Source organism: Pseudomonas sp. PA-1-3F, assembly GCF_021609665.1.
Taxonomy (GTDB): domain Bacteria; phylum Pseudomonadota; class Gammaproteobacteria; order Pseudomonadales; family Pseudomonadaceae; genus Aquipseudomonas; species Aquipseudomonas paracarnis.
Map to the genome: position 1 here is coordinate 140,134 of NZ_WJZD01000001.1, position 23,262 is coordinate 163,395.

Annotated in this window: 17 protein-coding genes and 2 pseudogenes; 10 read left to right on the plus strand and 9 right to left on the minus strand. The window is 61.2% G+C overall.

All coding sequences use genetic code 11. The features are described 5' to 3' along the window. Positions 1-10: 10 nt before the first annotated feature. The 3 genes from GIV26_RS00655 to GIV26_RS00665 all read left to right on the plus strand — a co-directional run bounded on the left by GIV26_RS00655 (position 11) and on the right by GIV26_RS00665 (position 4,620). A complete protein-coding gene (locus tag GIV26_RS00655) occupies positions 11-979 on the plus strand; it encodes an ABC transporter ATP-binding protein (protein ID WP_034126279.1) in 969 nt (322 codons plus the stop codon). Next, positions 979-1,950, plus strand: coding sequence for a peptide ABC transporter ATP-binding protein (locus GIV26_RS00660; protein ID WP_003188483.1), 972 nt, complete (start codon positions 979-981; stop codon positions 1,948-1,950). The genes GIV26_RS00655 and GIV26_RS00660 overlap by 1 nt, the downstream gene beginning before the upstream one ends. 411 nt (positions 1,951-2,361) lie before the next feature. Further along, complete coding sequence (locus GIV26_RS00665) at positions 2,362-4,620, plus strand: TonB-dependent siderophore receptor (RefSeq protein ID WP_200582709.1); 2,259 nt, start codon at positions 2,362-2,364, stop codon at positions 4,618-4,620. A gap of 79 nt (positions 4,621-4,699) precedes the next feature. On the opposite strand, the gene GIV26_RS00670 is transcribed toward GIV26_RS00665, so the two are convergent. The 3 genes from GIV26_RS00670 to GIV26_RS00680 all read right to left on the minus strand — a co-directional run bounded on the left by GIV26_RS00670 (position 4,700) and on the right by GIV26_RS00680 (position 7,032). After that, positions 4,700-4,954 carry a hypothetical protein gene (locus GIV26_RS00670; protein WP_072447040.1) on the minus strand — a complete coding sequence of 85 codons (255 nt, stop codon included), beginning with the start codon at positions 4,952-4,954 and terminating at the stop codon, positions 4,700-4,702. A 95-nt stretch (positions 4,955-5,049) separates the two neighbouring features. Beyond that, on the minus strand, positions 5,050-5,295 hold the full coding sequence (locus GIV26_RS00675) for a hypothetical protein (protein ID WP_072447037.1): 246 nt from the start codon (positions 5,293-5,295) through the stop codon (positions 5,050-5,052). A 153-nt stretch (positions 5,296-5,448) separates the two neighbouring features. Continuing rightward, positions 5,449-7,032, minus strand: coding sequence for a peptide chain release factor 3 (locus GIV26_RS00680; RefSeq protein ID WP_034126275.1), 1,584 nt, complete (start codon positions 7,030-7,032; stop codon positions 5,449-5,451). A 331-nt stretch (positions 7,033-7,363) separates the two neighbouring features. On the opposite strand from GIV26_RS00680, the gene GIV26_RS00685 reads away from it, so the two are divergent. The 5 genes from GIV26_RS00685 (at position 7,364) to GIV26_RS00705 (ending at position 12,425) form a co-directional block, all read left to right on the plus strand. Then, on the plus strand, positions 7,364-8,080 hold the full coding sequence (locus GIV26_RS00685) for an ABC transporter permease (RefSeq protein ID WP_003188475.1): 717 nt from the start codon (positions 7,364-7,366) through the stop codon (positions 8,078-8,080). A 20-nt stretch (positions 8,081-8,100) separates the two neighbouring features. Continuing rightward, entirely contained in the window at positions 8,101-8,994 is an 894-nt protein-coding gene (locus tag GIV26_RS00690; RefSeq protein WP_166406354.1) for a glycine betaine ABC transporter substrate-binding protein, read from the plus strand. Positions 8,995-9,006: 12 nt separating this feature from the next. Continuing rightward, a complete protein-coding gene (locus GIV26_RS00695) occupies positions 9,007-9,660 on the plus strand; it encodes an ABC transporter permease (RefSeq protein WP_003188473.1) in 654 nt (217 codons plus the stop codon). Beyond that, a complete protein-coding gene (locus GIV26_RS00700; RefSeq protein ID WP_034126272.1) occupies positions 9,657-10,814 on the plus strand; it encodes an osmoprotectant ABC transporter ATP-binding protein OsmV in 1,158 nt (385 codons plus the stop codon). The genes GIV26_RS00695 and GIV26_RS00700 overlap by 4 nt, the downstream gene beginning before the upstream one ends. A 447-nt stretch (positions 10,815-11,261) precedes the next feature. Further along, on the plus strand, positions 11,262-12,425 hold the full coding sequence (locus tag GIV26_RS00705) for a type III PLP-dependent enzyme (protein WP_014716890.1): 1,164 nt from the start codon (positions 11,262-11,264) through the stop codon (positions 12,423-12,425). A 121-nt stretch (positions 12,426-12,546) separates the two neighbouring features. On the opposite strand, the gene GIV26_RS00710 is transcribed toward GIV26_RS00705, so the two are convergent. Next, on the minus strand, positions 12,547-13,290 hold the full coding sequence (locus GIV26_RS00710) for a tetratricopeptide repeat protein (protein ID WP_198862427.1): 744 nt from the start codon (positions 13,288-13,290) through the stop codon (positions 12,547-12,549). A 2-nt stretch (positions 13,291-13,292) separates the two neighbouring features. Then, positions 13,293-13,973: a Fe2+-dependent dioxygenase gene (locus GIV26_RS00715; protein WP_034126270.1), complete on the minus strand. Its 681-nt coding sequence runs from the start codon at positions 13,971-13,973 to the stop codon at positions 13,293-13,295. Between the two features lie 205 nt (positions 13,974-14,178). On the opposite strand from GIV26_RS00715, the gene GIV26_RS00720 reads away from it, so the two are divergent. Both GIV26_RS00720 and GIV26_RS00725 read left to right on the plus strand, forming a co-directional pair. Beyond that, a complete protein-coding gene (locus tag GIV26_RS00720; RefSeq protein ID WP_236279316.1) occupies positions 14,179-16,464 on the plus strand; it encodes a TonB-dependent receptor in 2,286 nt (761 codons plus the stop codon). A gap of 123 nt (positions 16,465-16,587) precedes the next feature. After that, a complete protein-coding gene (locus GIV26_RS00725; RefSeq protein ID WP_236279317.1) occupies positions 16,588-19,113 on the plus strand; it encodes a PepSY domain-containing protein in 2,526 nt (841 codons plus the stop codon). Positions 19,114-19,229: 116 nt separating this feature from the next. On the opposite strand, the pseudogene GIV26_RS27270 reads toward GIV26_RS00725, so the two are convergent. From GIV26_RS27270 to GIV26_RS00745, 4 genes and pseudogenes are all read right to left on the minus strand, one after another. After that, positions 19,230-19,331 (minus strand): annotated as a pseudogene (locus tag GIV26_RS27270) (hypothetical protein); the annotation flags it as partial. Further along, positions 19,332-19,687: pseudogene (locus tag GIV26_RS00730) on the minus strand (helix-turn-helix domain-containing protein); the annotation flags it as partial. Between the two features lie 107 nt (positions 19,688-19,794). Then, positions 19,795-21,336, minus strand: coding sequence for an alkaline phosphatase D family protein (locus GIV26_RS00735; RefSeq protein ID WP_236279318.1), 1,542 nt, complete (start codon positions 21,334-21,336; stop codon positions 19,795-19,797). Between the two features lie 205 nt (positions 21,337-21,541). Continuing rightward, complete coding sequence (locus tag GIV26_RS00745; RefSeq protein WP_072447028.1) at positions 21,542-23,251, minus strand: PTS fructose-like transporter subunit IIB; 1,710 nt, start codon at positions 23,249-23,251, stop codon at positions 21,542-21,544. Positions 23,252-23,262 lie beyond the last annotated feature (11 nt).

The window sequence follows — 23,262 nt, forward strand, 5'->3', positions numbered from 1 at the left end:
GGAGATTCCCATGTCACTGTTAGAAATCAAGAATCTCAACGTGCGCTTCGGCGACAAGACCGCCGTGCCGGTGGTCGATGGCCTCGACATTTCCGTCGACAAAGGCGAAGTCCTGGCGATCGTTGGCGAGTCGGGTTCGGGTAAATCCGTGACCATGATGGCGCTGATGGGCCTGATCGAGCACCCTGGCATCGTCACCGCCGACGCCCTGAACTTCGACGGCAAGGACATGCTCAAGTTGAGCAACCGCCAGCGCCGCCAGATTGTCGGCAAAGACCTGGCGATGGTGTTCCAGGACCCGATGACCGCCTTGAACCCCAGCTACACCGTGGGTTTCCAGATCGAGGAAGTGCTGCGCCTGCATTTGAAAATGTCCGGCAAACAAGCACGCAAACGCGCCATCGAGCTGCTGGAAAAGGTCGAGATCCCAGGCGCTGCCAGCCGTATGGATGCCTACCCGCATCAATTGTCCGGTGGTATGAGCCAACGCGTGGCAATCGCCATGGCGATTGCCGGTGAGCCCAAGTTGCTGATCGCCGATGAACCGACCACTGCGTTGGACGTGACCATCCAGGCGCAGATCATGGAACTGCTGCTGGCCCTGCAAAAAGAGCAGAACATGGGCCTGGTGCTGATCACTCACGACCTCGCGGTGGTTGCCGAAACCGCCCAGCGCGTGTGCGTGATGTACGCAGGCCAGGCGGTGGAAGTCGGCCAGGTGCCGCAGCTGTTCGACATTCCGGCACACCCGTACAGCGAAGCGTTGCTCAAGGCCATTCCCGAGCACAGCCTCGGCGCAACGCGCCTGGCCACGTTGCCGGGCATCGTGCCCGGCCGCTACGACCGTCCGCAGGGTTGCCTGCTGTCGCCGCGCTGCCCGTACGTGCAGGACTCCTGCCGCGCCCAGCGGCCGGGCCTTGATCCGAAAAGCCACAGCCTTGCCCGCTGCTTCTACCCGCTGAACCAGGAGGTGGCGTAATGGCCGTCGTACTTACCGCCCGCGACCTCACCCGTCACTACGAAGTGTCCCGCGGCCTGTTCAAGGGTCATGCCACCGTGCGTGCCCTCAATGGTGTGTCTTTTGAGCTGGAAGCCGGCAAAACCCTCGCCGTGGTAGGCGAGTCGGGCTGTGGCAAATCCACCCTGGCCCGCGCCCTCACGCTGATTGAAGAGCCCTCGTCGGGCTCGTTGAAAATCGCCGGGCAAGAAGTGGCCGGCGCCGACAAGGCCCAGCGCAAGCAATTGCGCAAAGACGTGCAGATGGTGTTCCAGAGCCCCTATGCCTCGCTGAACCCACGCCAGAAAGTCGGTGATCAACTGGCCGAACCGCTGCTGATCAACACCAACCTGTCCGCCGCCGAACGCCGCGAGAAAGTGCAGGCGATGATGAAGCAAGTGGGCCTGCGCCCTGAGCATTATCAGCGCTACCCGCACATGTTCTCCGGCGGCCAGCGCCAGCGCATCGCGTTGGCCCGCGCCATGATGCTGCAACCCAAAGTGCTGGTGGCGGACGAACCGACATCGGCACTGGACGTGTCGATCCAGGCGCAGGTGCTCAACCTGTTCATGGATTTGCAGCAGGAATTCAACACCGCCTACGTGTTCATCTCCCACAACCTGGCGGTGGTGCAGCACGTGGCTGACGATGTGATGGTGATGTACCTCGGCCGCCCAGTGGAAGTGGGCCCCAAGGAAGACATCTACGCACGCCCGCTGCACCCCTACACCCAGGCGCTGCTGTCGGCCACGCCGACCATTCACCCGGACCCGAGCAAGCCGAAGATCAAGATCGTCGGCGAACTGCCCAACCCACTGAACCCGCCGCCTGGCTGCGCATTCCACAAGCGTTGCCCGTATGCGACGGCGCGTTGCAGCAGTGAAGAGCCGCTGTTGCGTCCTTTGGATAACCGGCAGGTGGCTTGCCACTACGCGGAGCAATTCGTGGCCTGAAGCAACACAACCTCCTCCTGTAGGAGCGAGCTTGCTCGCGAAAGACGTCAACGATAACGCGGGTAGTCTGGTTTAACGCGGTGTTCATACGTTCTTCGCGAGCAAGCTCGCTCCTACAGGGGCCGCGGTTTCAATGAGTTCCATCGCCCTTCCCGCCAGATTGCGCATCAGTCTGGCCGGAGGGGCTTTTTTTGCGCGTTTGTAACAAAGAACATACCGATTAAACCTCGCCCTTCACAGCCGCCAGCCTTGAAAACATTGAGCCAGAGCCTTAAGGAAAGTGTATAGATTGTAAATGCAATTTACTTCTGTTTGAGAATCAATACCATTACGGCGCATGGAGAGCGCTGGATGCACGAAAAAATTCAGACGACTCTCGTTCAATCGCCCCTCCTAAAGGACTTTGTGGACATGTCGTCTCAATTCAGGCTCAGCCATCTATCGTTGGCGTTTATCGCTACCCTTTCGTCCCCCGCGCTGCTGGCGCAGAGTGTGGAAAAAGAACGCGACAAGGTGCCGATCGAAGCGACAGACCTGCCTGTGGACGGCACGCCCCAAGCCCTGGTGCTGGGCGAGACGCACGTGCTGGGCACCGCCGCCGAAGAACTCAAGCAAGCGCCCGGCGTGTCGATCATCACTGCCGAAGACATCAAAAAGCGCCCGCCCACCAACGACCTGTCGGAGATCATCCGTCGCGAGCCGGGCGTGAACCTGACCGGCAACAGTTCCAGCGGCAGCCGTGGCAATAACCGTCAGATCGACCTGCGGGGCATGGGCCCGGAAAACACCCTGATTCTGATCGATGGCAAACCGTCGACCTCGCGCAACGCCGTGCGTTATGGCTGGAGTGGCGACCGTGATACCCGTGGCGAAACCAACTGGGTACCGGCCGAAGAAGTCGAACGCATTGAAATCCTGCGCGGCCCGGCTGCTGCCCGTTATGGCTCCGGCGCCATGGGCGGGGTGATCAACATCATCACCAAACGCCCCACCGACCAACTGCACGGCTCGCTGACCGCCTACACCGCCTTCCCCGAAAACGATGCCGAAGGGGCGAGCAAGCGCACCAACTTCAACCTCAGCGGCCCGTTGACCGACACCCTGGCGTTCCGCGTCTATGGCGGCCTGAACAAGACCGATGCCGATGACGCCGACATCAACCGCGCAGCGCAAGCGACGCCGGACTCGTTGGTAGCCGGCCGCGAAGGTGTGCGCAACAAAGACGTGAATGGCTTGCTGAGCTGGCAGTTCACCCCCGAGCAAACCCTCGACCTGGAGGCCAGCTACAGCCGCCAGGGCAATATTTTCGCCGGCGACACCATGCTCAACGGCGGTGGCGCATTCGTGGAAAGCCTGGTGGGCAAGGAAACCAGTGTGATTCAGCGCAGCAGCTTTTCAGCCACGCACCGCGGCGAATTCGATTGGGGTTCGACCCTGGCCTCGTTGACCCACGACCTGACTCGCAACGAACGTCTAAACGAAGGCCTGGCCGGTTCCGGCGAAGGCGCGCCCTCCGCCAGCGCTGGTCGTTTCGAATCGCGCTTGCGTAATACCCGGGCCACTGCGCAGGTCAACCTGCCCCTGAGCGTCGGTGCCGAACAGGTGCTGACCCTGGGCAGCGAATACCTCTACGAGTCGATGAACGACCCAGGCTCGTTGCGCCCGCAAAGCTATGACCCGGGCACCGGCGGCGTACCCGCCATCCCGGGCGTCAGCCGCAACAGCACCAAGACCACCGCCTCGAGCTACGCCTTGTTTGCCGAGAACAACATCGAGTTGGGCAGCAAAACCGTCATCACGCCTGGCATGCGCTTCGACGATCATGAGGAATACGGCGGCAACTGGAGCCCCAGCTTCAATGCCTCGCACCAGTTGACCGACGAACTGAGCATCAAGGGCGGCATTGCCCGCGCCTACAAAACCCCCAACCTGTACCAGTCCAACCCGAACTATTTGCTCTACAGCCGTGGTAATGGCTGCAACGCCAGCGAAGCCAACATGGGCGGTTGCTACCTGGTGGGCAACCGGGACCTGAAGCCGGAAATCAGTGTCAACAAGGAAATCGGCCTGGCTTTCGACAAGGGCACCTGGCGCACCAGTGCGACGTATTTCCGTAATGACTACAAGAACAAGATCAACGCCAGTAACGAGGCGGCGTTCCGTCTGGGCAACGGCCGACGTGTATTGGAGTGGGAAAACAGCGGCCCAGCCTTGGTACAGGGCGTTGAAGGCAACCTGTTCGTCAGCCTGCGCGATGATTTGGACTTGAACACCAACCTGACCTATATGATCGACTCCAAGGACAAAGACACCGGCGAGCCCTTGAGCATCATCCCCAAGTACACCATCAACACCACGCTGGATTGGCAAGCCACTGACAAGCTGTCATTCCAGGTCAGCGGCACCTATTACGGCAAACAAGAAGCACCGACGCTCAACTCACGCAGCGCCAGCAGTTACGATCGCAGCGCCCAGCAGGATGTCGACCCGTACGGGTTGATGGGCCTGAGCAGTGGCTATGAGTTCAGCAAAAACCTTAGCGTGCGGGTGGGCATCAACAACCTGCTGGACAAGCGCCTGTCGCGCAAAGGCAACGCCGAGGATGCGGGCGCGCAGACTTACAATGAGCCGGGCCGTGCTTACTTCGCCTCGGTGACCACTTCGTTCTGAAGAAAAGGGCGGCCAATAAAAATGCCTTGGGGGTCCCTTCCAAGGCATTGATTGTTTGAAACGCTCCCTCTTGGCGAGCCTACGTCTGGCTATCGCCTTCGTCTGCGTCGTCGCTGTCAGGCTCGTCGGTGGTCGAGTCGTCATCGTCTTCGCTGCCACCCTGGCCTTTATCGCCGGGCTCCGCTTCGGACTTGGCCAACTGCAAGTCCGAAATCTGGCTACTCGCCACCATCTCTGGGCCATGCACCGGGGCGTGCGCCCAGGCCGTCGACATCCCCAACGACAACAGCACCAGCACCTTCATCAATAGCACTACGCGTTGAACAATACCCATGGTCGATTCCGTCCAGTCAATAGATGAATTCTGCCGGCAATAACTTGCCGCCACCCGCGTAGACGCTAGTCGCGATTCTGGATTTACGCCAGGCCTCAGGTCTCGCCGTCGTCATAGGTTTCACTGGCTTCCCCTTCGTTATAGGGGTTCTCCTGATCCTCCTTGGGCGCCGGTTGGACCTGGGGCTGCCAACTGCCGGAGTTGACCTCATTGGCCTTTTTCTTGCTGACCGGACCGGTGTCTTTCCATTGGGGCGCGCCGGTATCGGCAAAAGTCGGAAAGGTCGTCGCTCCCAGGCTTGCCAGCAACACCAGATGGATGGCGAATCGAACATTTCGCACGGTGCTCTCCTTCACAGTCACTGTGTGAAAGCTAGACCCAATGCAGGGTTATCGCCAATTTCCAACCTTATAGAGACCAGACCCAGGGTAGTTGAAGCCAATAAAAAGGGGCGAAGCCATCACAGCTTCGCCCCTCTTTCACCCGCCCAGGCCTTAGTGGTGTTCGCGGGTCGCGCGGAATTTCACATCCGGCCAACGCTCTTCCATCAGCGCCAGGTTGACCCGGGTCGGGGCCAGGTAGGTCAGGTGACCACCGCCGTCGATCGCCAGGTTTTCCACAGCCTTGTTGGAGAACTCTTCCAACTTCTTCTTATCGCTGCAATCAATCCAGCGCGCCGAATACACGGTGATCGGCTCGTAGGAGCACTCCACCTTGTATTCCTCTTTCAAGCGGCTGGCGACCACGTCGAACTGCAGCACACCCACGGCGCCGAGGATGATGTCGTTGCTGCGCTCGGGGAAGAACACCTGGGTGGCGCCTTCTTCGGCCAATTGCTGCAAGCCCTGGCGCAGTTGCTTGGATTTGAGCGGATCACGCAGGCGCACGCGGCGGAACAGTTCCGGTGCGAAGTGCGGGATACCGGTGAAGCCCAGCGCTTCGCCTTCGGTGAAGGTGTCGCCGATCTGAATGGTGCCGTGGTTATGCAAACCGATGATGTCGCCGGCGTAGGCTTCTTCGAGCTGTTCACGCTCGGAGGAGAAGAACGTCAGGGCATCGCCAATGCGTACGTCCTTGCCGGTGCGCACATGGCGCATCTTCATGCCTTTTTCGTAGCGGCCGGAGCAGATACGCATGAAGGCGATACGGTCGCGGTGCTTGGGGTCCATGTTCGCCTGGATCTTGAACACGAAGCCGGTGAACTTCTCTTCCACCGGCTCCACGGTGCGCTCGTTGGCGACGCGGGCCAGCGGGCGCGGCGCCCAGTCCACGACGGCGTCCAGTACGTGGTCGACGCCGAAGTTGCCCAGGGCGGTACCGAAGAACACCGGGGTCAACTGACCGTCGAGGAACTCTTGCTGGTTGAACTCATGGCAGGCGCCCTGCACCAGTTCCAGCTGGTCGACGAAACGGTCGTACTCGTCACCCAAGTGGGCGCGGGCTTCGTCGGAGTCGAGCTTTTCAATGATCTTGGTTTCGGTGCGTTCATGACCGTGGCCAGCGGTGTAGACAATGATGTAGTCGTCGGCCAGGTGGTACACGCCCTTGAAGTCGCGGTAGCAACCAATCGGCCAAGTGATCGGCGCGGCCTTGATCTTCAGGACGGCTTCGATTTCATCCAGCAGCTCGATGGGGTCGCGGATATCGCGGTCGAGTTTGTTGATGAAACTGACAATCGGCGTGTCACGCAGACGGCACACGTCCATCAGCGCGATGGTACGTGGCTCGACGCCTTTACCGCCGTCGAGGACCATCAGCGCCGAGTCCACCGCGGTGAGGGTGCGGTAGGTGTCTTCGGAGAAGTCTTCGTGCCCTGGGGTGTCGAGCAGGTTGATCATGTGCTCGCGATACGGGAACTGCATGACCGACGTGGTAATGGAAATACCCCGTTGCTTTTCCATTTCCATCCAGTCGGAGGTGGCATGGCGGTCGGATTTGCGCGATTTCACCGTGCCGGCTACCGCGATCGCCTTGCCCATCAGCAACAGCTTTTCGGTGATGGTGGTTTTACCGGCATCGGGGTGGGAAATAATGGCGAAAGTGCGGCGTTTCGCGACTTCGGCGGCCTGGTGGGTCATGGGAAATCGCCTGGCAGGTGAGTCAAAAAAGGGCGGCGAGTATAGCGCAAACGCGAGGGTACGGACCACCGTTGAGCCCATTGGGGGTGGCTAAATGCGCCCAAGTGTGGAACCTTTTAAAAGGTCGAGACGTCCACTCCCCTGCTACCGCACTCGGAACAGGGGCTGAAAAATCAGCAAGTTAGCCTGACGAGGCTGCGCTTATGGCTCGATCGCATACTGCATAGCCAGTATCGGCGAGCTGCTTTTCGCGAACTCATCAGAGGCAGCCAGGAATGGCATTGCCGCTCGGAAATGTGTTCGCCGACAAAAGAAAAAAAGGAGTCCGCCTGTGGCTATTCGCTATGGCAAAGGGCTGATAGGAGCAGTGGTTGTCGTCGCTCTCCTGGCCCTGCTGGTCCACTGGATCGGCATCAACACGATCGAACTGTACCGCGACGATTTGTTGTTTTACCTGCAAGCTCATCTGATTCTGGTTTTAGTCTCCATGCTGGCGGCCCTGATTGTGGGCATCCCCGCCGGTATCCTGCTCAGCCGACCCAACATGGTCGGGCGCGCAGAACGTTTCATGCAGATCTTCAACATCGGCAACACCGTCCCTCCCCTGGCCGTACTGGCCATCGCCCTCGGCGTCCTCGGCATCGGCAGCGGCCCGGCCATCTTCGCGCTGTTCCTCGCCTCGCTCCTGCCCATCGTGCGTAACACCTACGAAGGCCTGAAAAACGTTCAGGGCTCCCTCAAGGAAGCCGCCACCGGCATCGGCATGACCCCGCGCCAGGTGCTGTTTCGCGTGGAGCTGCCCAACGCCGTGCCGATCATCATCGGCGGTGTGCGCGTGGCCCTGGCGATCAACGTCGGAACCGCACCGCTGGCGTTCCTGATTGGCGCCAACAGCCTGGGCAGCCTGATTTTCCCTGGCATCGCCCTGAACAACCAGCCGCAACTGTTGCTCGGCGCCGCGTGTACCGCGCTGCTGGCATTGCTGCTTGATGGCCTGGTGACCATGGCCAGCCGCCTCTGGCTGGAACGCGGGTTGCGCCCGTCTTAAGGCCCGGTAAAGGAATTCACATGAAAAAACTGAGCTTGATATTAGGCTGCGTCCTGCTGTTTGCAGGTATTGCGCAAGCCGCTGAAAAACCTGTGATCCGCATTGGCGCCAGGGTGTTCACCGAGCAGACCCTGCTCGCCGAAATCACCTCCCAGTACCTGCGCACCAAGGGCTACGACGCCCGTGTGACCGGCGGACTGGGCAGCAACCTGGCGCGTAGCGCCCAGGAAAGCGGGCAACTGGATCTGATCTGGGAATACACCGGCGTGTCGCTGGTGGCCTACAACCATATCGACGAGAAACTCGACAGCGAACAGTCCTACGCTCGGGTCAAAGAACTCGATGCGAAAAAAGGCTTGGTCTGGCTGTCGCCGTCGCGTTTCAGCAACACCTACGCCCTGGCACTGCCGGAGAAAGTTGCTGAGGAACATCCCGAGATCAACAGCATCAGCGATCTCACCAAAGCCATGGCCGAGGACATCAAGGAACAGCGCCTGGTCGCCCTGGACACCGAGTTCGCCAACCGCTCCGACGGCCTGGCGGGCATGGTCAAGCTGTACGACATGAACCTGACGCGCAAAAACACCCGGCAGATGGACGCGGGCCTGGTCTACACCGCCCTGCGTAATGGCCAGGTGTTTGCCGGACTGGTCTACACCACCGACGGGCGCCTCAACGCCTTTAAGTTGAAGCTGCTCGAAGACGACAAGCACTACTTCCCGGATTACACCGCAGCCCCGGTGATCCGCCAGGAATACCTCGACAAACACCCGCAACTGGCCGCCGAACTCAAGCCTTTGGCCAACCTGTTCGACGATGAAACCATGCGTCAGCTCAATGCACGGGTCGACGTCGACCATGAAAGCCCGTCCGCCGTTGCCGCCGATTTCCTGCGCCAACATCCAATCAACTAAAAAGGAGAAGACATGGAATTTTTGAACGCCTTTTCCCATCTTGATTGGGCCCAGGTCCTGCACCTGACCTGGCAGCACATCACCCTGGTCGGCATCGCCGTGATCCTCGCGATCTTCATCGGCGTGCCCCTGGGCATTCTGATGACGCGCTTCCCGACCCTGGCCGGCCCGTTGCAAGCCAGCGCCACAGTGTTGCTGACCGTGCCATCCATCGCACTGTTCGGCCTGCTGCTGCCGTTCTACTCCAAGTTCGGCCAGGGCCTGGGGCCAATGCCGGCGATCACCGCCGTGTTCCTTTACTCCCTGCTGCCAATCATGCGTAACACCTACCTGGCCCTCACCGGCGTTGAGCCAGGCATTCGCGAAGCCGCACGCGGCATCGGCATGACCTTCGGCCAGCGCCTGCGCATGGTCGAACTGCCGATTGCGGTGCCGGTGATTCTCGCTGGCGTGCGTACCGCCGTGGTGATGAATATCGGTGTGATGACCATCGCCGCCACCATCGGTGCCGGTGGCCTGGGTGTACTTATTCTGGCTTCCATCAGCCGCAGCGATATGTCGATGCTGATCGTCGGCGCCGTGCTGGTCAGTCTCTTGGCCATCTTCGCCGACTTGCTTCTGCAATGGCTGCAACGCTCGCTGACTCCAAAAGGATTGCTCAAATGATCGAACTTCAAAACCTGTCCAAGACTTTTCAAAGCAACGGCAAGACGGTCACCGCCGTCAACGATGTGAGCCTGACCGTCAACGAAGGCGAGATTTGCGTGTTCCTGGGGCCCTCGGGCTGCGGTAAGAGCACTACGCTGAAAATGATCAACCGACTGATCAAGCCCTCCTCGGGCAAGATTTTGATCAACGGCGAAGACACCACCGACCTCGACGAGGTGACCCTGCGTCGCAACATCGGCTACGTGATCCAGCAGATCGGCCTGTTCCCCAACATGACCATCGAAGAGAACATCGTGGTGGTGCCCAAGCTGCTCGGCTGGGACAAGCAGAAATGCCACGACCGCGCCCGCGAGTTGATGAGCATGATCAAGCTGGAGCCCAAGCAGTACCTGCATCGCTACCCGCGTGAATTGTCGGGTGGGCAGCAACAGCGCATCGGTGTGATCCGCGCCCTGGCGGCGGATGCGCCGCTGCTGCTGATGGACGAGCCGTTCGGCGCGGTCGACCCGATCAACCGCGAGATGATCCAGAACGAATTCTTCGAGATGCAGCGCGCGCTGAACAAGACCGTGATCATGGTCAGCCACGACATCGACGAAGCCATCAAGCTGGGTGACAAGATCGCCATCTTCCGCGCCGGCAAGCTGCTGCAGATCGACCACCCGGACACGCTGCTGGCGCACCCGGCCGACGAGTTCGTCAGCAATTTCGTGGGCCAGGACAGCACCCTCAAGCGCCTGCTGCTGGTAAAAGCCGAAGACGCGGCGGACAACGCCCCGTCGGTGAGCCCGGAAACACCCGTGGCCGATGCGCTGGAATTGATGGACGAGCACGACCGCCGCTATGTGGTGGTCACCTGTTCGGAGAACAAGGCGCTGGGCTACGTACGCCGTCGCGACCTGCACCGCCAGGCCGGCACCTGCGGCCAGTACCTGCGCGAGTTCAATGCCACGGCGGCGTACGACGAGCATTTACGCATCCTGCTGTCGCGCATGTACGAGTTCAACCGTTCGTGGTTGCCGGTGATGGATGCGGAGAGGGTGTTCCTCGGGGAAGTGACCCAGGAGTCGATTGCCGAGTACCTGAGCTCTGGCAAATCGCGTGGGGGCAAGACCAGTATCGTGTCTCCAGCCGAGACCGCGCTGGTCTGATCCGCCGATATCGCAGGCAAGCCAGCTCCCACATTTGAACTGCATTCTTATGTTGGAATGCATTCCCCTGTGGGAGCTGGCTTGCCTGCGATGAATACACCGCAAATCCACCTGATTGGCCCCATCCGGGGAACATCAATCCGTCACACCGGTCGGTTACATAAGTAGCTGCACGCGGCCGCGCGACGAACGCGTGCAAAAACGCGACATTTTTAGTTGATCCCACGCCCGCCAAGCCCTAAAGTTCGCGCCGAACGTCCATGCTGGAAACGATCCATCCGGCTCAAGTACTGACGACGAGACAGCAAGGCCAAGGGAAGCGGTTGATCCCATGGCCTTTTTGCTTTCGGCGACATGCCTTGGGAAGTAGGCGAACCAAAGTGGGGATACGGAGGACGTTCATTTGCACCCATTGATTACTACTGTTTGCCCCTAGGAGTCCCCAGCATGTCGATCAACGTCGAAGATTATTTCGCGCGCGCCACTTTTGACAAAATGAAGGCGTTCGCCGACAAGCAAGAAACCCCGTTCGTGGTGATCGACACCGCGATGATCAGCCAGGCCTACGATGACCTGCGCGCCGGTTTCGAATTCGCCAAGGTGTATTACGCGGTCAAGGCCAACCCGGCCGTCGAGATCATCGACCTGTTGAAAGACAAGGGTTCGAGCTTCGACATCGCTTCGATCTACGAGCTGGACAAGGTCATGGACCGTGGCGTCAGCGCCGACCGTATCAGCTACGGCAACACCATCAAGAAATCCAAGGACATCCGCTACTTCTATGAGAAGGGCGTGCGCCTGTTCTCTACCGACTCCGAAGCCGACCTGCGCAACATCGCCAAGGCCGCGCCGGGTTCGAAAGTGTATGTGCGTATCCTCACCGAAGGCTCGACCACTGCTGACTGGCCGTTGTCGCGCAAATTCGGCTGCCAGACCGACATGGCCATGGACCTGCTGATCCTCGCCCGCGACCTGGGCCTGGTGCCTTACGGCATCTCGTTCCACGTCGGCTCGCAACAGCGCGACATCAGCGTGTGGGACGCGGCCATCGCCAAGGTCAAGGTGATCTTCGAACGCCTCAAAGAAGAAGACGGCATCCACCTGAAGCTGATCAACATGGGCGGCGGCTTCCCGGCCAACTACATCACCCGCACCAACAGCCTGGAAACCTACGCTGAAGAAATCATCCGCTTCCTCAAGGAAGACTTCGGGGACGACCTGCCGGAAATCATCCTGGAACCAGGCCGTTCGTTGATCGCCAACGCCGGTATCCTGGTCAGCGAAGTGGTGCTGGTGGCGCGCAAGTCCCGTACCGCCGTCGAGCGCTGGGTGTACACGGATGTGGGCAAGTTCTCCGGCCTGATCGAAACCATGGACGAAGCCATCAAGTTCCCGATCTGGACCGAGAAGAAAGGCGAGATGGAAGAAGTGGTCATCGCTGGCCCGACCTGCGACAGCGCCGACATCATGTACGAAAACTACAAGTACGGCCTGCCATTGAACCTGGCCATTGGTGATCGTCTGTACTGGTTGTCGACCGGTGCCTACACCACCAGCTACAGCGCGGTTGAGTTCAATGGGTTTCCGCCGCTGAAATCCTTCTACGTTTAACCCCTCCCCCGCTCGCTCCCACGCTCTGCGTGGGAACCCGTCCTGTGACGCTCTGCGTTACGCGCTCAAGTGCGGACGCGGAGCGTCCAGGGCGGCATTCCCACGCGGAGCGTGGGTACGATCAGCTCGTAGCTCGTTGCCGGTACAACTTGGCCATGGCGCGAATTCGCGGGTCATCCGCCCGTGCCAGCGCCTTGTGTGCCGTTTGCAGAAACTTGAGATTCCCGCCTGCCAGCGCCTTGTGCAACCATTCCAGCGCCGCGTCGATCTGGCCGCTGTCGGCCAGCACCGCCGCATGGCTGAACTGCCCACGAAAATCACCTGCCTCGGCTGAGCGGCGGTACCACTCAACGGCCGCCTCAACATCCTTGGGGCAATGCTGCCCGTCTTCCAGGTAACGCCCGAGCAGGTTCATCGACTTGGCATGGCCCTGTTCGGCAGCCTGGCGATACAGCGCCAGTGCTTGTGCCTGGTCTTCAACAACGCCACGGCCGGTAGCCAAGAGGTTGGCGTAGTTGTACTGCCCCCAATCCAACCCGGCGTGTGCCGCCAGGCGATATTCCCGTGCTGCGGCGGCTTCATCGACAGCGCAGCCCCAGCCATGCTCCCGGCAACGCCCGATCATATTGCGCGCCATCAGGTGCCCGCCCTGCGCGGCAATCTGGAACCAGCGCAGCGCCAGGGCCTCATCGCGGGCAATGCCGCGCCCTTCCAGCAAGATTTGCCCGAGCAGGGCCTGGGCATCGACCACGCCTGCCTTGGCCGCGATCAGAATGGCCTGAGCGGCGCGCACCGGGGAGTCATCGAGCATGCTCTGCAATTGTTCGACATTGAGCACTTCTTCGCGGCGCAATAAAAAACCCATGCTCAGACCTCGACCCAGCGGCGCAACAGGTTGTGGTAGGTGCCGGTGAGCTGGATCAGCGCAGGGTGGTCGGGGACGTCGCGGGTCAGTTGCTGGATCGCGCCGTCCATCTCGAACAGCAGGGTGCGCTGGCTGTCTTCGCGCACCAGGCTTTGGGTCCAGAAGAACGAGGCATAACGCGCGCCACGGGTCACCGCGTTGACTTTGTGCAGGCTGGAGCCGGGGTACAGCACCATGTCGCCAGCGGGTAGCTTGACCCGCTGCAGGCCGAAGGTGTCCTGGATCTCCAGTTCGCCGCCGTCGTACTCGTCGGGATCGCTGAAGAACAGCGTGGACGACAGGTCGGTGCGCACGCGCTCGTGGCTGCCTTTGGGCTGGCGCACCGCATTGTCGATATGAAAGTCAAAACTGCCGCCAGCGGTGTAGCAGTTCAGCAGTGGCGGGAAGACTTTATGCGGCAGCGCGGCCGACATGAACAGCGGGTTGCTCCACAACCGCTCCAGCATGGCTGCGCCAATTTCCTTGGCCAACGGGTGACCTTCAGGCAATTGCAGGTTGTGCTTGGCCTTGGCCGACTGGTGACCGGCGGTGATTTTGCCGTCAGCCCATTCGGTCTCTTCCAGGGCCTGGCGAATGCGCAGCACCTCCTCGCGAGAGAACAGGCCGGGAATGTGCAGCAACATGGGGCAATACCTGGGATCAGAGAGGCGTCAATGGTATTGATTCTTATCCTCTCTGTAAAACACGGGGACGAACGAGAGCGCAAAATCCGTAACAAAAAAGTGTAAAGAATGTAAATTTGATGCGAATAGCAATATCTCGCAATTGATACAAAGTCTTGTTGGCCCTATATTCCGCGGCCTCACATCCTTGGGGAAGGGACACGTCATGTCGCGCACTATTCTAAAAATACCGGCCAGTTCGCCACGCATGCTGGCCTCCGCCATTGGCGTTGCCCTGAGTGCCGGCTCCGCCGCCCACCTGGCACAGGCCGCTGAAAATACCGAGCCAACAGGCGAGCGCAACCCTATCTCCCTCGGCGCCACCAACATCACCGGCCAGGAGCAGGACAACACCTCCTACCAGGTGGAGAAAGCCTCGTCGCAGAAGTACACCGCGCCGCTGGTGGACACGCCGCGCTCGGTCACTGTGGTGCCGCAACAAGTACTCAAGGACACCGCCGCCACCTCGCTGCAGGACGCCTTGCGCACCGTACCGGGTATCACCTTCGGCGCCGGTGAAGGTGGCAACCCTCAGGGCGACCGCCCGTTCATCCGTGGTTTCGACGCCCAGGGCGATACCTACCTCGATGGCGTACGCGATACCGGTGGCCAGAGCCGCGAGATCTTCGACATCGAATCCATCGAAGTCAGCAAAGGCCCGAACTCCTCGTTCGGCGGCCGTGGCTCGGCCGGTGGCAGCCTCAACCTGGTGAGCAAGACCCCGCAAGCGCGGGACTTCACTAACGGCGGCTTTACCTACGGCTCCGACCAGACCCGCCGCTACGTGCTCGACGTGAACCGCCAGTTCCTGGACGACAGCGCGGCATTCCGCCTGAACCTGATGAGCCATGAACAAAACGTGGCCGGCCGCGACGCGGTGAATTACGACCGTTGGGGCGTGGCACCGTCGCTGACTTTCGGCTTGGGCACGCCGACCCGTGTCAACCTCAGCTACTACCATATGGAAAGTGATGACCTGCCGGATTCGGGGATTCCCTACGGCTACGGTTCGTCGACCGCCACAGCCCACGTGCATGACAAACCCAACGACGGTGGCGACAGCAACAACTTCTACGGTTTGAAAAGCCGTGACTTCCGCAAGACCCGCGCGGACATCAGCACGTTCTCCATCGAGCACGACCTGAACGACAACATGACGCTCAAGAACACCTTGCGTCACGGCAGCACCGGCCAGGACTATGTGCTCACTCAGCCGGATGACAGCAAGTTCAACGTCAACCGCTACGGCACCGTCTGGCGTCGCGCCAACAGCCGTGTCTCCACCACGACCACAACCACCAACCAGACCGATCTGTTTGGCAGCTTCCAGGCCTTGGGCTTCAAGCACACTTACTCCACCGGCCTGGAATTTACCGGCGAAGAAACCCGTGTCAGCGGCTACACCGTCAGCCCTAACGCCAACCCGGTGTGCACAACGGCCAAGGGCAGCCTGGGCGGCCAGTGCACCTCACTGAGCAACCCGAACCCCGACGACGCCTGGAACGGCAGCATCGCGCGCAACTACAACGGTACCAACACCAAGGCCACCAGCCGCGCCGCGTACGTGTTCGACACCATCGAGCTCGATCCTAAATGGCTGCTGAACGTGGGGTTGCGCTACGACACCTTTGACACCGAAGCCAACACCAACGCCGTCGCCGGGCGCACCAAGATCAAGGACGACAGCCAGTTCTTCAACTGGCAGGCCGGCCTGGTGTGGAAGCCGGTGGAAAACGGCAGCATCTATGCCTCGTACGCCACATCGGCCACGCCAGCCGGTGGCCTGGTAGGCGAAGGATCCGACGGCAACCCGCTGTCTGCCGGTGCCGCCACCAGCGACTTGCAGCCAGAAGAAACCGTCAACTACGAACTGGGCACCAAGTGGGACCTGTTCCACGACCGCCTGTCCCTGACCGCTGCAATCTTCCGCACCGAGAAGAAAAACACCCGCATCCTGGTGGATGCGCTCACCTACCAGAACGCCGGGGAATCTCAGGTCGACGGCATCGAGTTGTCCGCCAGCGGCAAAATCACCGATCAATGGCAGGTGTTTGCGGGATACAGCTATCTGGACAGTGAACTGGTCAAATCCGGCCTCAACGGGCGTAACGGTGTGGTGAGTGCTGGCTCCAGCAAAGGCAACCAGATGCCCAACACGCCGAAGAACTCCTTCAGCCTGTGGACCACCTACGAGATCACGCCCAAGCTGACCATCGGCGGCGGCGCCTTCTACGTCGATGAGGTTTACGGTGATGTCGGCAACACGGTGTATGTACCCTCCTACACCCGCTACGACGCCATGGCCAGCTACAAGCTGACCAAGAACGTCGACCTGCAATTGAACGTGCAGAACCTTACCGACAAGACCTACTACGACAAGGCCTTCTCCACGCATTTCGCCAACCAGGCGGCCGGTCGTACGGCGTTGTTGACCACCAGCTTCCACTTCTAAAAGCGGTCAAGGTTCAGCCAGGAGCCCCACACATCGGATGCGTGGGGCTTTTGCGTGTTTCCCGGCAACTCACGGCATAATGCGCGCCGTGATCAGATATCCAGCTAAGCGAGGCGCTCCGACGTGTTGAAGAAAACCCTGTTCCAGTTGCATTGGTTCTTCGGCATCACGGCCGGGCTGGTGCTGGCCTTGATGGGGGTCACCGGGGCCGCGTACTCGTTCCAGGACGAGATCCTGCGGGCGCTCAACCCCACCGTGTTGAGCGTGCAGAAACGCGAGGCCGGTGTACTGCCGCCCGCCGAGCTGGTACGCAAATTGGAAGCGGCCGAAGGCAAGACCGTGGCCATGCTGTGGGTAGAAAGCGAAAGCGGCAACGCCGGCCGCGTGTCCTTCACCCCGCCGCCTGGCGAGCGCCGTGGCCAGATGCGCTACTTTGACCCGTACACCGGCGACTACCTGGGCGACGCGGTCGGCCAGGACCTGTTCGGTTTTATCCTGCAACTGCACCGCTTCCTCGCCATCGGCGACACCGGGCGCAACATCACCGGCGCCTGCACCCTGATCCTGCTGTTCTTTTGCCTCTCCGGCCTGTACCTGCGCTGGCCGCGCCAGGTGAAAAGCTGGCGTGTCTGGCTGACCCTGGACTGGCGCAAAAAGGGCCGCAGCTTCAATTGGAACCTGCACTCGGTATTCGGCACCTGGTGCCTGCTGTTTTATCTGTTGGCAGCGCTGACCGGGCTGTATTGGTCGTACGACTGGTACAACCGTGGCGTGACCAAACTGCTGTCCGACGCGCCGCAGAACGAGCGCATGCGCAAGCGCGGCCCAGCCCCCGCAGGCCCGGCTCCGGTGGCCAACTACGACGCGATCTGGAGCAGCATCTACAGCAACGCCGGCCCCGACTTGAGCGCCTATAACATTCGGATGCCCGCGGTCGGCGGGCAACCGGCCACCGTGTATTACCTGCTCACTTCATCGCCCCATGACCGTGCGCTGAACCAGATCAACCTGGACCCGGCCACAGGCGAGGTCAAATCTCACGAGCGCTACGCCAGCAAAAGCCTCAAGGCGCAGTTGCTGACGAGCGTGTATGCGCTGCACACCGGCAGCTATTTCGGCCTGATCGGGCGCATCGTCCTCACCGTCAGCTCATTTCTTATGCCGCTGTTTTTCATCACGGGCTGGCTGCTGTACCTGGACCGACGCCGCAAAAAGCGCCAGGTCCGCGATGCCCGCAAAGGCCTGACAGATAACCACAGCGATGCCCCGGCCTGGCTGATCGGCTTTGCCAGCCAGAGCGGCTTTGCCGAACAACTGGCCTGGCAAACCGCCGGGCAACTGCAGGCTGCGGGCCTGGCGGTGAAGGTGCAGCCCCTGGGCAGTGTCAGCCGCGACGACCTCAGCCAATCGCAGAACGCGCTGTTCGTGGTCAGTACTTTTGGCGACGGCGAAGCGCCCGACAGCGCCCGAGGTTTCGAGCGTAGCGTGCTCGGCCAGGCGCTATCCCTCAAAGGCTTGAACTACTCGGTGCTGGCCCTGGGTGACCGGCAGTACGAACATTTTTGCGGCTTTGCCCGGCGCCTGCATTTCTGGCTGACCAACCAGGGCGGCACCCCGCTGTTTGCCCCGGTGGAAGTCGACAGCGGCGATACACTGGCGCTGCAGACCTGGCAACAGCAACTGGGCCAGCTCACCGGGCATGCGCCGGCAGCGGCCTGGCCGACGGCCCAGTACGAAAACTGGACCCTGAGCCAACGCACCCTGCTCAACCCCGACAGTGTCGGCTCGCCCGTCTACCTGCTGGGCCTCACATCCACGTCTGCGCACAGCTGGCTGGCCGGCGACCTGGTGGAAGTCCTGCCGCGCAATTGCCCCTGGGCCATCGAACACTTCCTGGCCGGCCTGGGCTTGGTCGGCAGCGACGGTGTGGTGATCGACGGCGTCGCCCACACCCTTGATCAGGCCCTGGCCACGCGCCAACTGCCGGAAAACCGCACGCACCTGGTCGGCCTGCACGCCCAGGCATTGGTGGATGCGTTGGTCCCCTTGGGCATGCGCGAATACTCCATCGCCTCGATTGCCAGCGACGGCGTGCTGGAGCTGATTGTGCGCCAGGAACGCCACCCCGACGGCAGCCTGGGGCTTGGCTCCGGCTGGCTGACTGAACACGCCGCCCTCGGCTCGGCCATCAGCCTGCGTCTGCGGCGCAACAGCGGCTTCCATTTGCCCGACGCGCCTGTGCCGCTGATTCTGCTGGGCAACGGCACCGGGCTTGCGGGCCTGCGCAGCTTGCTCAAAGCCCGCATTGCCGACGGCCAGCAGCGAAACTGGCTGCTGTTCGGCGAGCGCAATATCGCCCACGACTACCTGTGCCAGGACGAACTGCAAGGCTGGCTCGCCAGTGGAGACCTGGCCCTGCTGGACCTGGCATTTTCCCGCGATCAAGAGGAGAAGATCTACGTACAGGATCGCCTGCGCGAGTCAGCGGATGTGCTGCGCAAATGGCTCGCGGACGGCGCAGCGATTTATGTGTGTGGCAGCTTGCAGGGGATGGCGACGGGGGTGGATCAGGCACTGAAAGACATCTTGGGCAATGAGGCGCTGGAGCGCCTGATCGAACAGGGTCGCTATCGCAGGGATGTCTATTGATATTTGATCGTTCCCACGCTCCGCGTGGGAATGCCGCCCTGGACGCTCCGCGTCCGCTCTTGACGGCGTGACGCGGAGCGTCACAGGATGCGCTCCCACGCAGAGCGTGGGAACGATCAGGCCGGTTGCAGCTTTTGCTCGAACACCGAGATTCCATCGAGATCGCGCAGCGTCACCGTCAACTCCGCCGTCTGCCCATCAATCTGCACTTCACCAAAAATTACGATTTGCGCTTTTTCTGCTGCGCTACTCGTTTCTTCTCCTGAACCAAGGCATCGAGCTTTTTTAGGTAGTCGTTTTCCATCCGCAACTGCTTCACCTCGGCAAGCAAATCATCGCGTGAGCGCGATTCGTCATCGGTTGAGCTGGGTTGAACAGGAGGAGTGGTGGTCGGCATTTTTTTCGGACGTCCGGCTCTATTAGGCTGCTTGGTAAGGGCATCAAAACCGCCCTCATCAAAGCGGCGTTCCCAAAGACCGATGATGTCGAACTTACGGATGTCGAACAAGGCCGCCGTCTGCCGATAGGACAGCTGTTGCTCACGCATACGTTTCAAAACAGACAGTTTTTGATCGTTCCCACGCTCCGCGTGGGAATGCCGCCCTGGACGCTCCGCGTCCGCTCTTGACGGCGTGACGCGGAGCGTCACAGGATGCGTTCCCACGCAGAGCGTGGGAACGATCAGGCCGGTTGCAGCTTTTGCTCGAACACCGAGACTCCATCGAGATCGCGCAGCATCACCGTCAACTCCGCCGTCTGCCCATCAATCTGCACTTCACCAAAAAACTGAAAGCCCGCAAACGGCGAGGTGTTCTGTGCCGGTGGCGCCTTCTGGAATACCACCTGCGGACCAAAGGTTTTATCCAGTGGGTTGGGCCCGAAACTCCCGGCATTCAACGGCCCCGCCACAAACTCCCAGAACGGCTCGAAATCCTGGAACGCCGCGCCGTCAGGGTGATAGTGATGCGCCGCACAGTAATGCACATCGGCCGTCAGCCACAGGTGGTTGCGCACCTTGTGCTCATGCAGGAACCCTAGCAGTTCGGCGATCTCCAGCTCACGCCCTTGCGCCGGGCCAGGGTCGCCATTGGCGATCGCTTCCCAACGCGCCACGCCGGGGCTGACCTCACCGTCGGGCACGCCCAGACCGATAGGCATGTCGGCGGCTACCACCTTCCACTGCGCTTGCGATGCCTTGAGCCCGCGCTTGAGCCAGTCCAACTGTTCACGACCAAGGAAGGGTTTTTCAGCGCCCAGGTTGTCGTCATTCGGCCCGCGATAGCTGCGCATATCCAACACAAACACATCCAGCAGCGGCCCATAACTGAGCTTGCGATAAATGCGCCCGCCACCGTCGGCGCTCTGTCGGCGCATGGGCGAATATTCCAGCCAGGCCTGGCGGGCGCGGCCCACCAGGGTGTTGATGTCACGGGTCTGGTAACGCTCATCCAACTGCTTGCTCGATGACCAGTTGTTGATCACCTCGTGATCGTCCCACTGCCAGATCTGCGGCACCTCGGCATTGAAGCGGCGTACGTTTTCATCCAGCAGGTTGTAACGGTAATTGCCGCGATATTCATCGAGGGTTTCCGCGACTTTGCTTTTGGCTTCAGTGGTGATGTTGCGCCAGATGCGCCCGCCTTCAGTGGTGAGCTGCGCGGGGACCGGGCCGTCGGCGTAGATGGTGTCGCCGCTGTGGATAAAAAAGTCCGGCAGGCGCAGGCGCATGGCTTCATAGATGCGCATGCCACCGATGTCCGGGTTGATGCCGAAGCCTTGGCCGACGGTGTCGCCGCTCCACACAAAACGGATATCACGCCGCTGTTGCGGCACGCTACGCAGGTGCCCGAACCAGGGTTCACTGGCAATGCCGGTCTGGGCGTCTTCGAAATGCACGCGGTAGAAAATCGCCTGGTCGACCGGCAGCCCGGTGAGCTCGACACGGGCGGTAAAGTCGGTGCGGCTGTCGGCCAGGGGCGAGACGAATCGGCGCGGGTTGCTGAACACGCTGCGGGTATCCCACTCCACCACCATCTTCGCCGGGCGGTCACTGCGGCTCCAGATCATTGCGCGATCGCCCTGCAGGTCGCCCGATTGCACGCCGTCAGTGAGTTGCGGTCGGTCCTTCACCGAAGCGATCACCGCCGGTGCCAGGCCCGGCAACAGCAGGCCAGCGCCCACAGCTTGCATCACACGGCGGCGACCGAGATCGAAGTGGCCCATGCAGGTGCCCTCTTGAGTATCAAAAGGGCCACTAAAGCATGACGGGATGAAGCGCAGATGACAGGCTACAACTGTAGGAGCGAGCTTGCTCGCGAAAAACGTCAACGATAACGCGGGCTTTCTGAATGAACGCGGCGCCTGTGAGTTCTTCGCGAGCAAGCTCGCTCCTACAGGGTATTTGGGTTTGCCCCCACACTTTTACTGGTCAGGCAGTCACGGCCAGCTCGGCCGCTTCCGGTCGCTTGAGCACGGCATACACCAAGCCGGTCAACACACTGCCCGCCACAATCGCCAACAAGTACAACAACGCATGGTTCATCGCATTCGGAATCACCAACACAAACAACCCGCCATGGGGCGCGGCGAGTTTGCAGCCGAAGTACATCGACAGCGCACCGGTCAACGCGCCACCGGCGATGCTGGCCGGGATGACGCGCAGCGGGTCTTTGGCGGCGAAGGGAATCGCGCCTTCAGAGATAAAGCACAGCCCCAGGATCATCGCCGCCTTGCCGGCCTCGCGCTCGGTCTGGGCGAACTTGCGCCGGGCCAGCAACGTGGCGATGCCCATGCCAATCGGCGGCACCATGCCGGCGGCCATGGTCGCGGCCATCGGCGCGCCGCTCGACGCGGCCAGCAGGCCGACCGAGAACGCATAGGCCGCCTTGTTGATCGGCCCGCCCAAGTCCACGCACATCATGCCGCCGAGCAGAATGCCCAGCAGCACCGCGTTGGTGGTGCCCATGGTGCTGAGGAAATCCGTCAGGCCCGTGAGCAAGCGGGCGACCGGTGGGCCCACCAGGTAGATCATCACCAAGCCAGTAAACAGGCTCGCCAGTAACGGGATAATCAGGATCGGCTTGAGCGCTTCCAGGCTCTGGGGCAGTTGCACTGCGCGGCTGATCAGCTTGACGCAATACCCGGCGACGAAGCCGGCCAGGATGCCGCCGATAAACCCAGCCCCCAGCGTCCCCGCCAGCAGACCGCCGATCATGCCGGGCGCAAGGCCAGGACGGTCGGCAATCGAGTAGGCGATGTAACCCGCCAGCAGCGGCACCATCAACAGGAACGCCTGGTCACCCACGGACTTGAGCGCCGCCGCCAAGGTGCCGGGCTGCTCGAAAGCATGGATGCCGAACACAAACGACAAGGCGATCAGCAAGCCCCCCGCCACCACCATCGGCAACATATACGACACGCCGGTGAGCAGGTGTTTGTAGACGCCGGTTTTCTCCGCCTTGGCCGGTGCACCGCCGGCCGCGCTTTCCACCGCGCCTTCGGCCAGGGCTTTGTTGAGGATGGCTTCGGATTGCTTGAGGGCAATGCCGGTGCCACAGCGGTAAATCTTCTTGCCGGCGAAACGCTCGGTGGCCACTTCGATATCGGCCGCCAGCAACACCACATCGGCATCGGCAATCGCTTGCGGGCTCAACGGCGTGCGGGCGCCCACCGAACCTTGGGTCTCGACCTGCAGGTCATAACCCAGGCGCTGAGCAGTCTGCTGCAAGGCTTCGGCGGCCATGAACGTGTGGGCCACACCGGTGGGGCACGCGGTAATCGCGACGATACGCGGCGCAGCCTTTGCCGCCACCGGGGCGGCGTCGGCGACATACACCTGGGCTTCTTCGGCGCCCCGGCGCAGCACGCCTTCGACATCCGCCAACGCCTGGGCCGGCGTGCTCTGGAACACACGCTTGCCGACAAACCGCTGCATCTCCACCGGGGTACTGCTGACCAGCAGCACCCACTCGGCATCATCAATCGTCGCCTGGGACAACTGGCGCTCCGGGCGCTGTACATCGACGACTTCAACACTGGTGTGCAAGCCCATGCGCTGGGCGGCGGCGTCCAACAAGCGGGCGCACAGCACACTGGTGACCATGCCGTTCGGGCAGGCGGTAACAATGGCTAACTTCATCACAAACCCTC

What these genes read in the sequence shown, in the direction of transcription:
- GIV26_RS00700 (WP_034126272.1), top strand. Translation starts at nt 9,657, where the DNA reads ATGATCGAACTTCAAAACCTGTCCAAGACTTTTCAAAGCAACGGCAAG.
- GIV26_RS00735 (WP_236279318.1), bottom strand. Translation starts at nt 21,336, where the DNA reads ATGGGCCACTTCGATCTCGGTCGCCGCCGTGTGATGCAAGCTGTGGGC.
- GIV26_RS00690 (WP_166406354.1), top strand. Translation starts at nt 8,101, where the DNA reads ATGAAAAAACTGAGCTTGATATTAGGCTGCGTCCTGCTGTTTGCAGGT.
- GIV26_RS00710 (WP_198862427.1), bottom strand. Translation starts at nt 13,290, where the DNA reads ATGGGTTTTTTATTGCGCCGCGAAGAAGTGCTCAATGTCGAACAATTG.
- GIV26_RS00670 (WP_072447040.1), bottom strand. Translation starts at nt 4,954, where the DNA reads ATGGGTATTGTTCAACGCGTAGTGCTATTGATGAAGGTGCTGGTGCTG.
- GIV26_RS00745 (WP_072447028.1), bottom strand. Translation starts at nt 23,251, where the DNA reads ATGAAGTTAGCCATTGTTACCGCCTGCCCGAACGGCATGGTCACCAGT.
- GIV26_RS00695 (WP_003188473.1), top strand. Translation starts at nt 9,007, where the DNA reads ATGGAATTTTTGAACGCCTTTTCCCATCTTGATTGGGCCCAGGTCCTG.
- GIV26_RS00660 (WP_003188483.1), top strand. Translation starts at nt 979, where the DNA reads ATGGCCGTCGTACTTACCGCCCGCGACCTCACCCGTCACTACGAAGTG.
- GIV26_RS00715 (WP_034126270.1), bottom strand. Translation starts at nt 13,973, where the DNA reads ATGTTGCTGCACATTCCCGGCCTGTTCTCTCGCGAGGAGGTGCTGCGC.
- GIV26_RS00655 (WP_034126279.1), top strand. Translation starts at nt 11, where the DNA reads ATGTCACTGTTAGAAATCAAGAATCTCAACGTGCGCTTCGGCGACAAG.
- GIV26_RS00665 (WP_200582709.1), top strand. Translation starts at nt 2,362, where the DNA reads ATGTCGTCTCAATTCAGGCTCAGCCATCTATCGTTGGCGTTTATCGCT.
- GIV26_RS00680 (WP_034126275.1), bottom strand. Translation starts at nt 7,032, where the DNA reads ATGACCCACCAGGCCGCCGAAGTCGCGAAACGCCGCACTTTCGCCATT.
- GIV26_RS00705 (WP_014716890.1), top strand. Translation starts at nt 11,262, where the DNA reads ATGTCGATCAACGTCGAAGATTATTTCGCGCGCGCCACTTTTGACAAA.
- GIV26_RS00720 (WP_236279316.1), top strand. Translation starts at nt 14,179, where the DNA reads ATGTCGCGCACTATTCTAAAAATACCGGCCAGTTCGCCACGCATGCTG.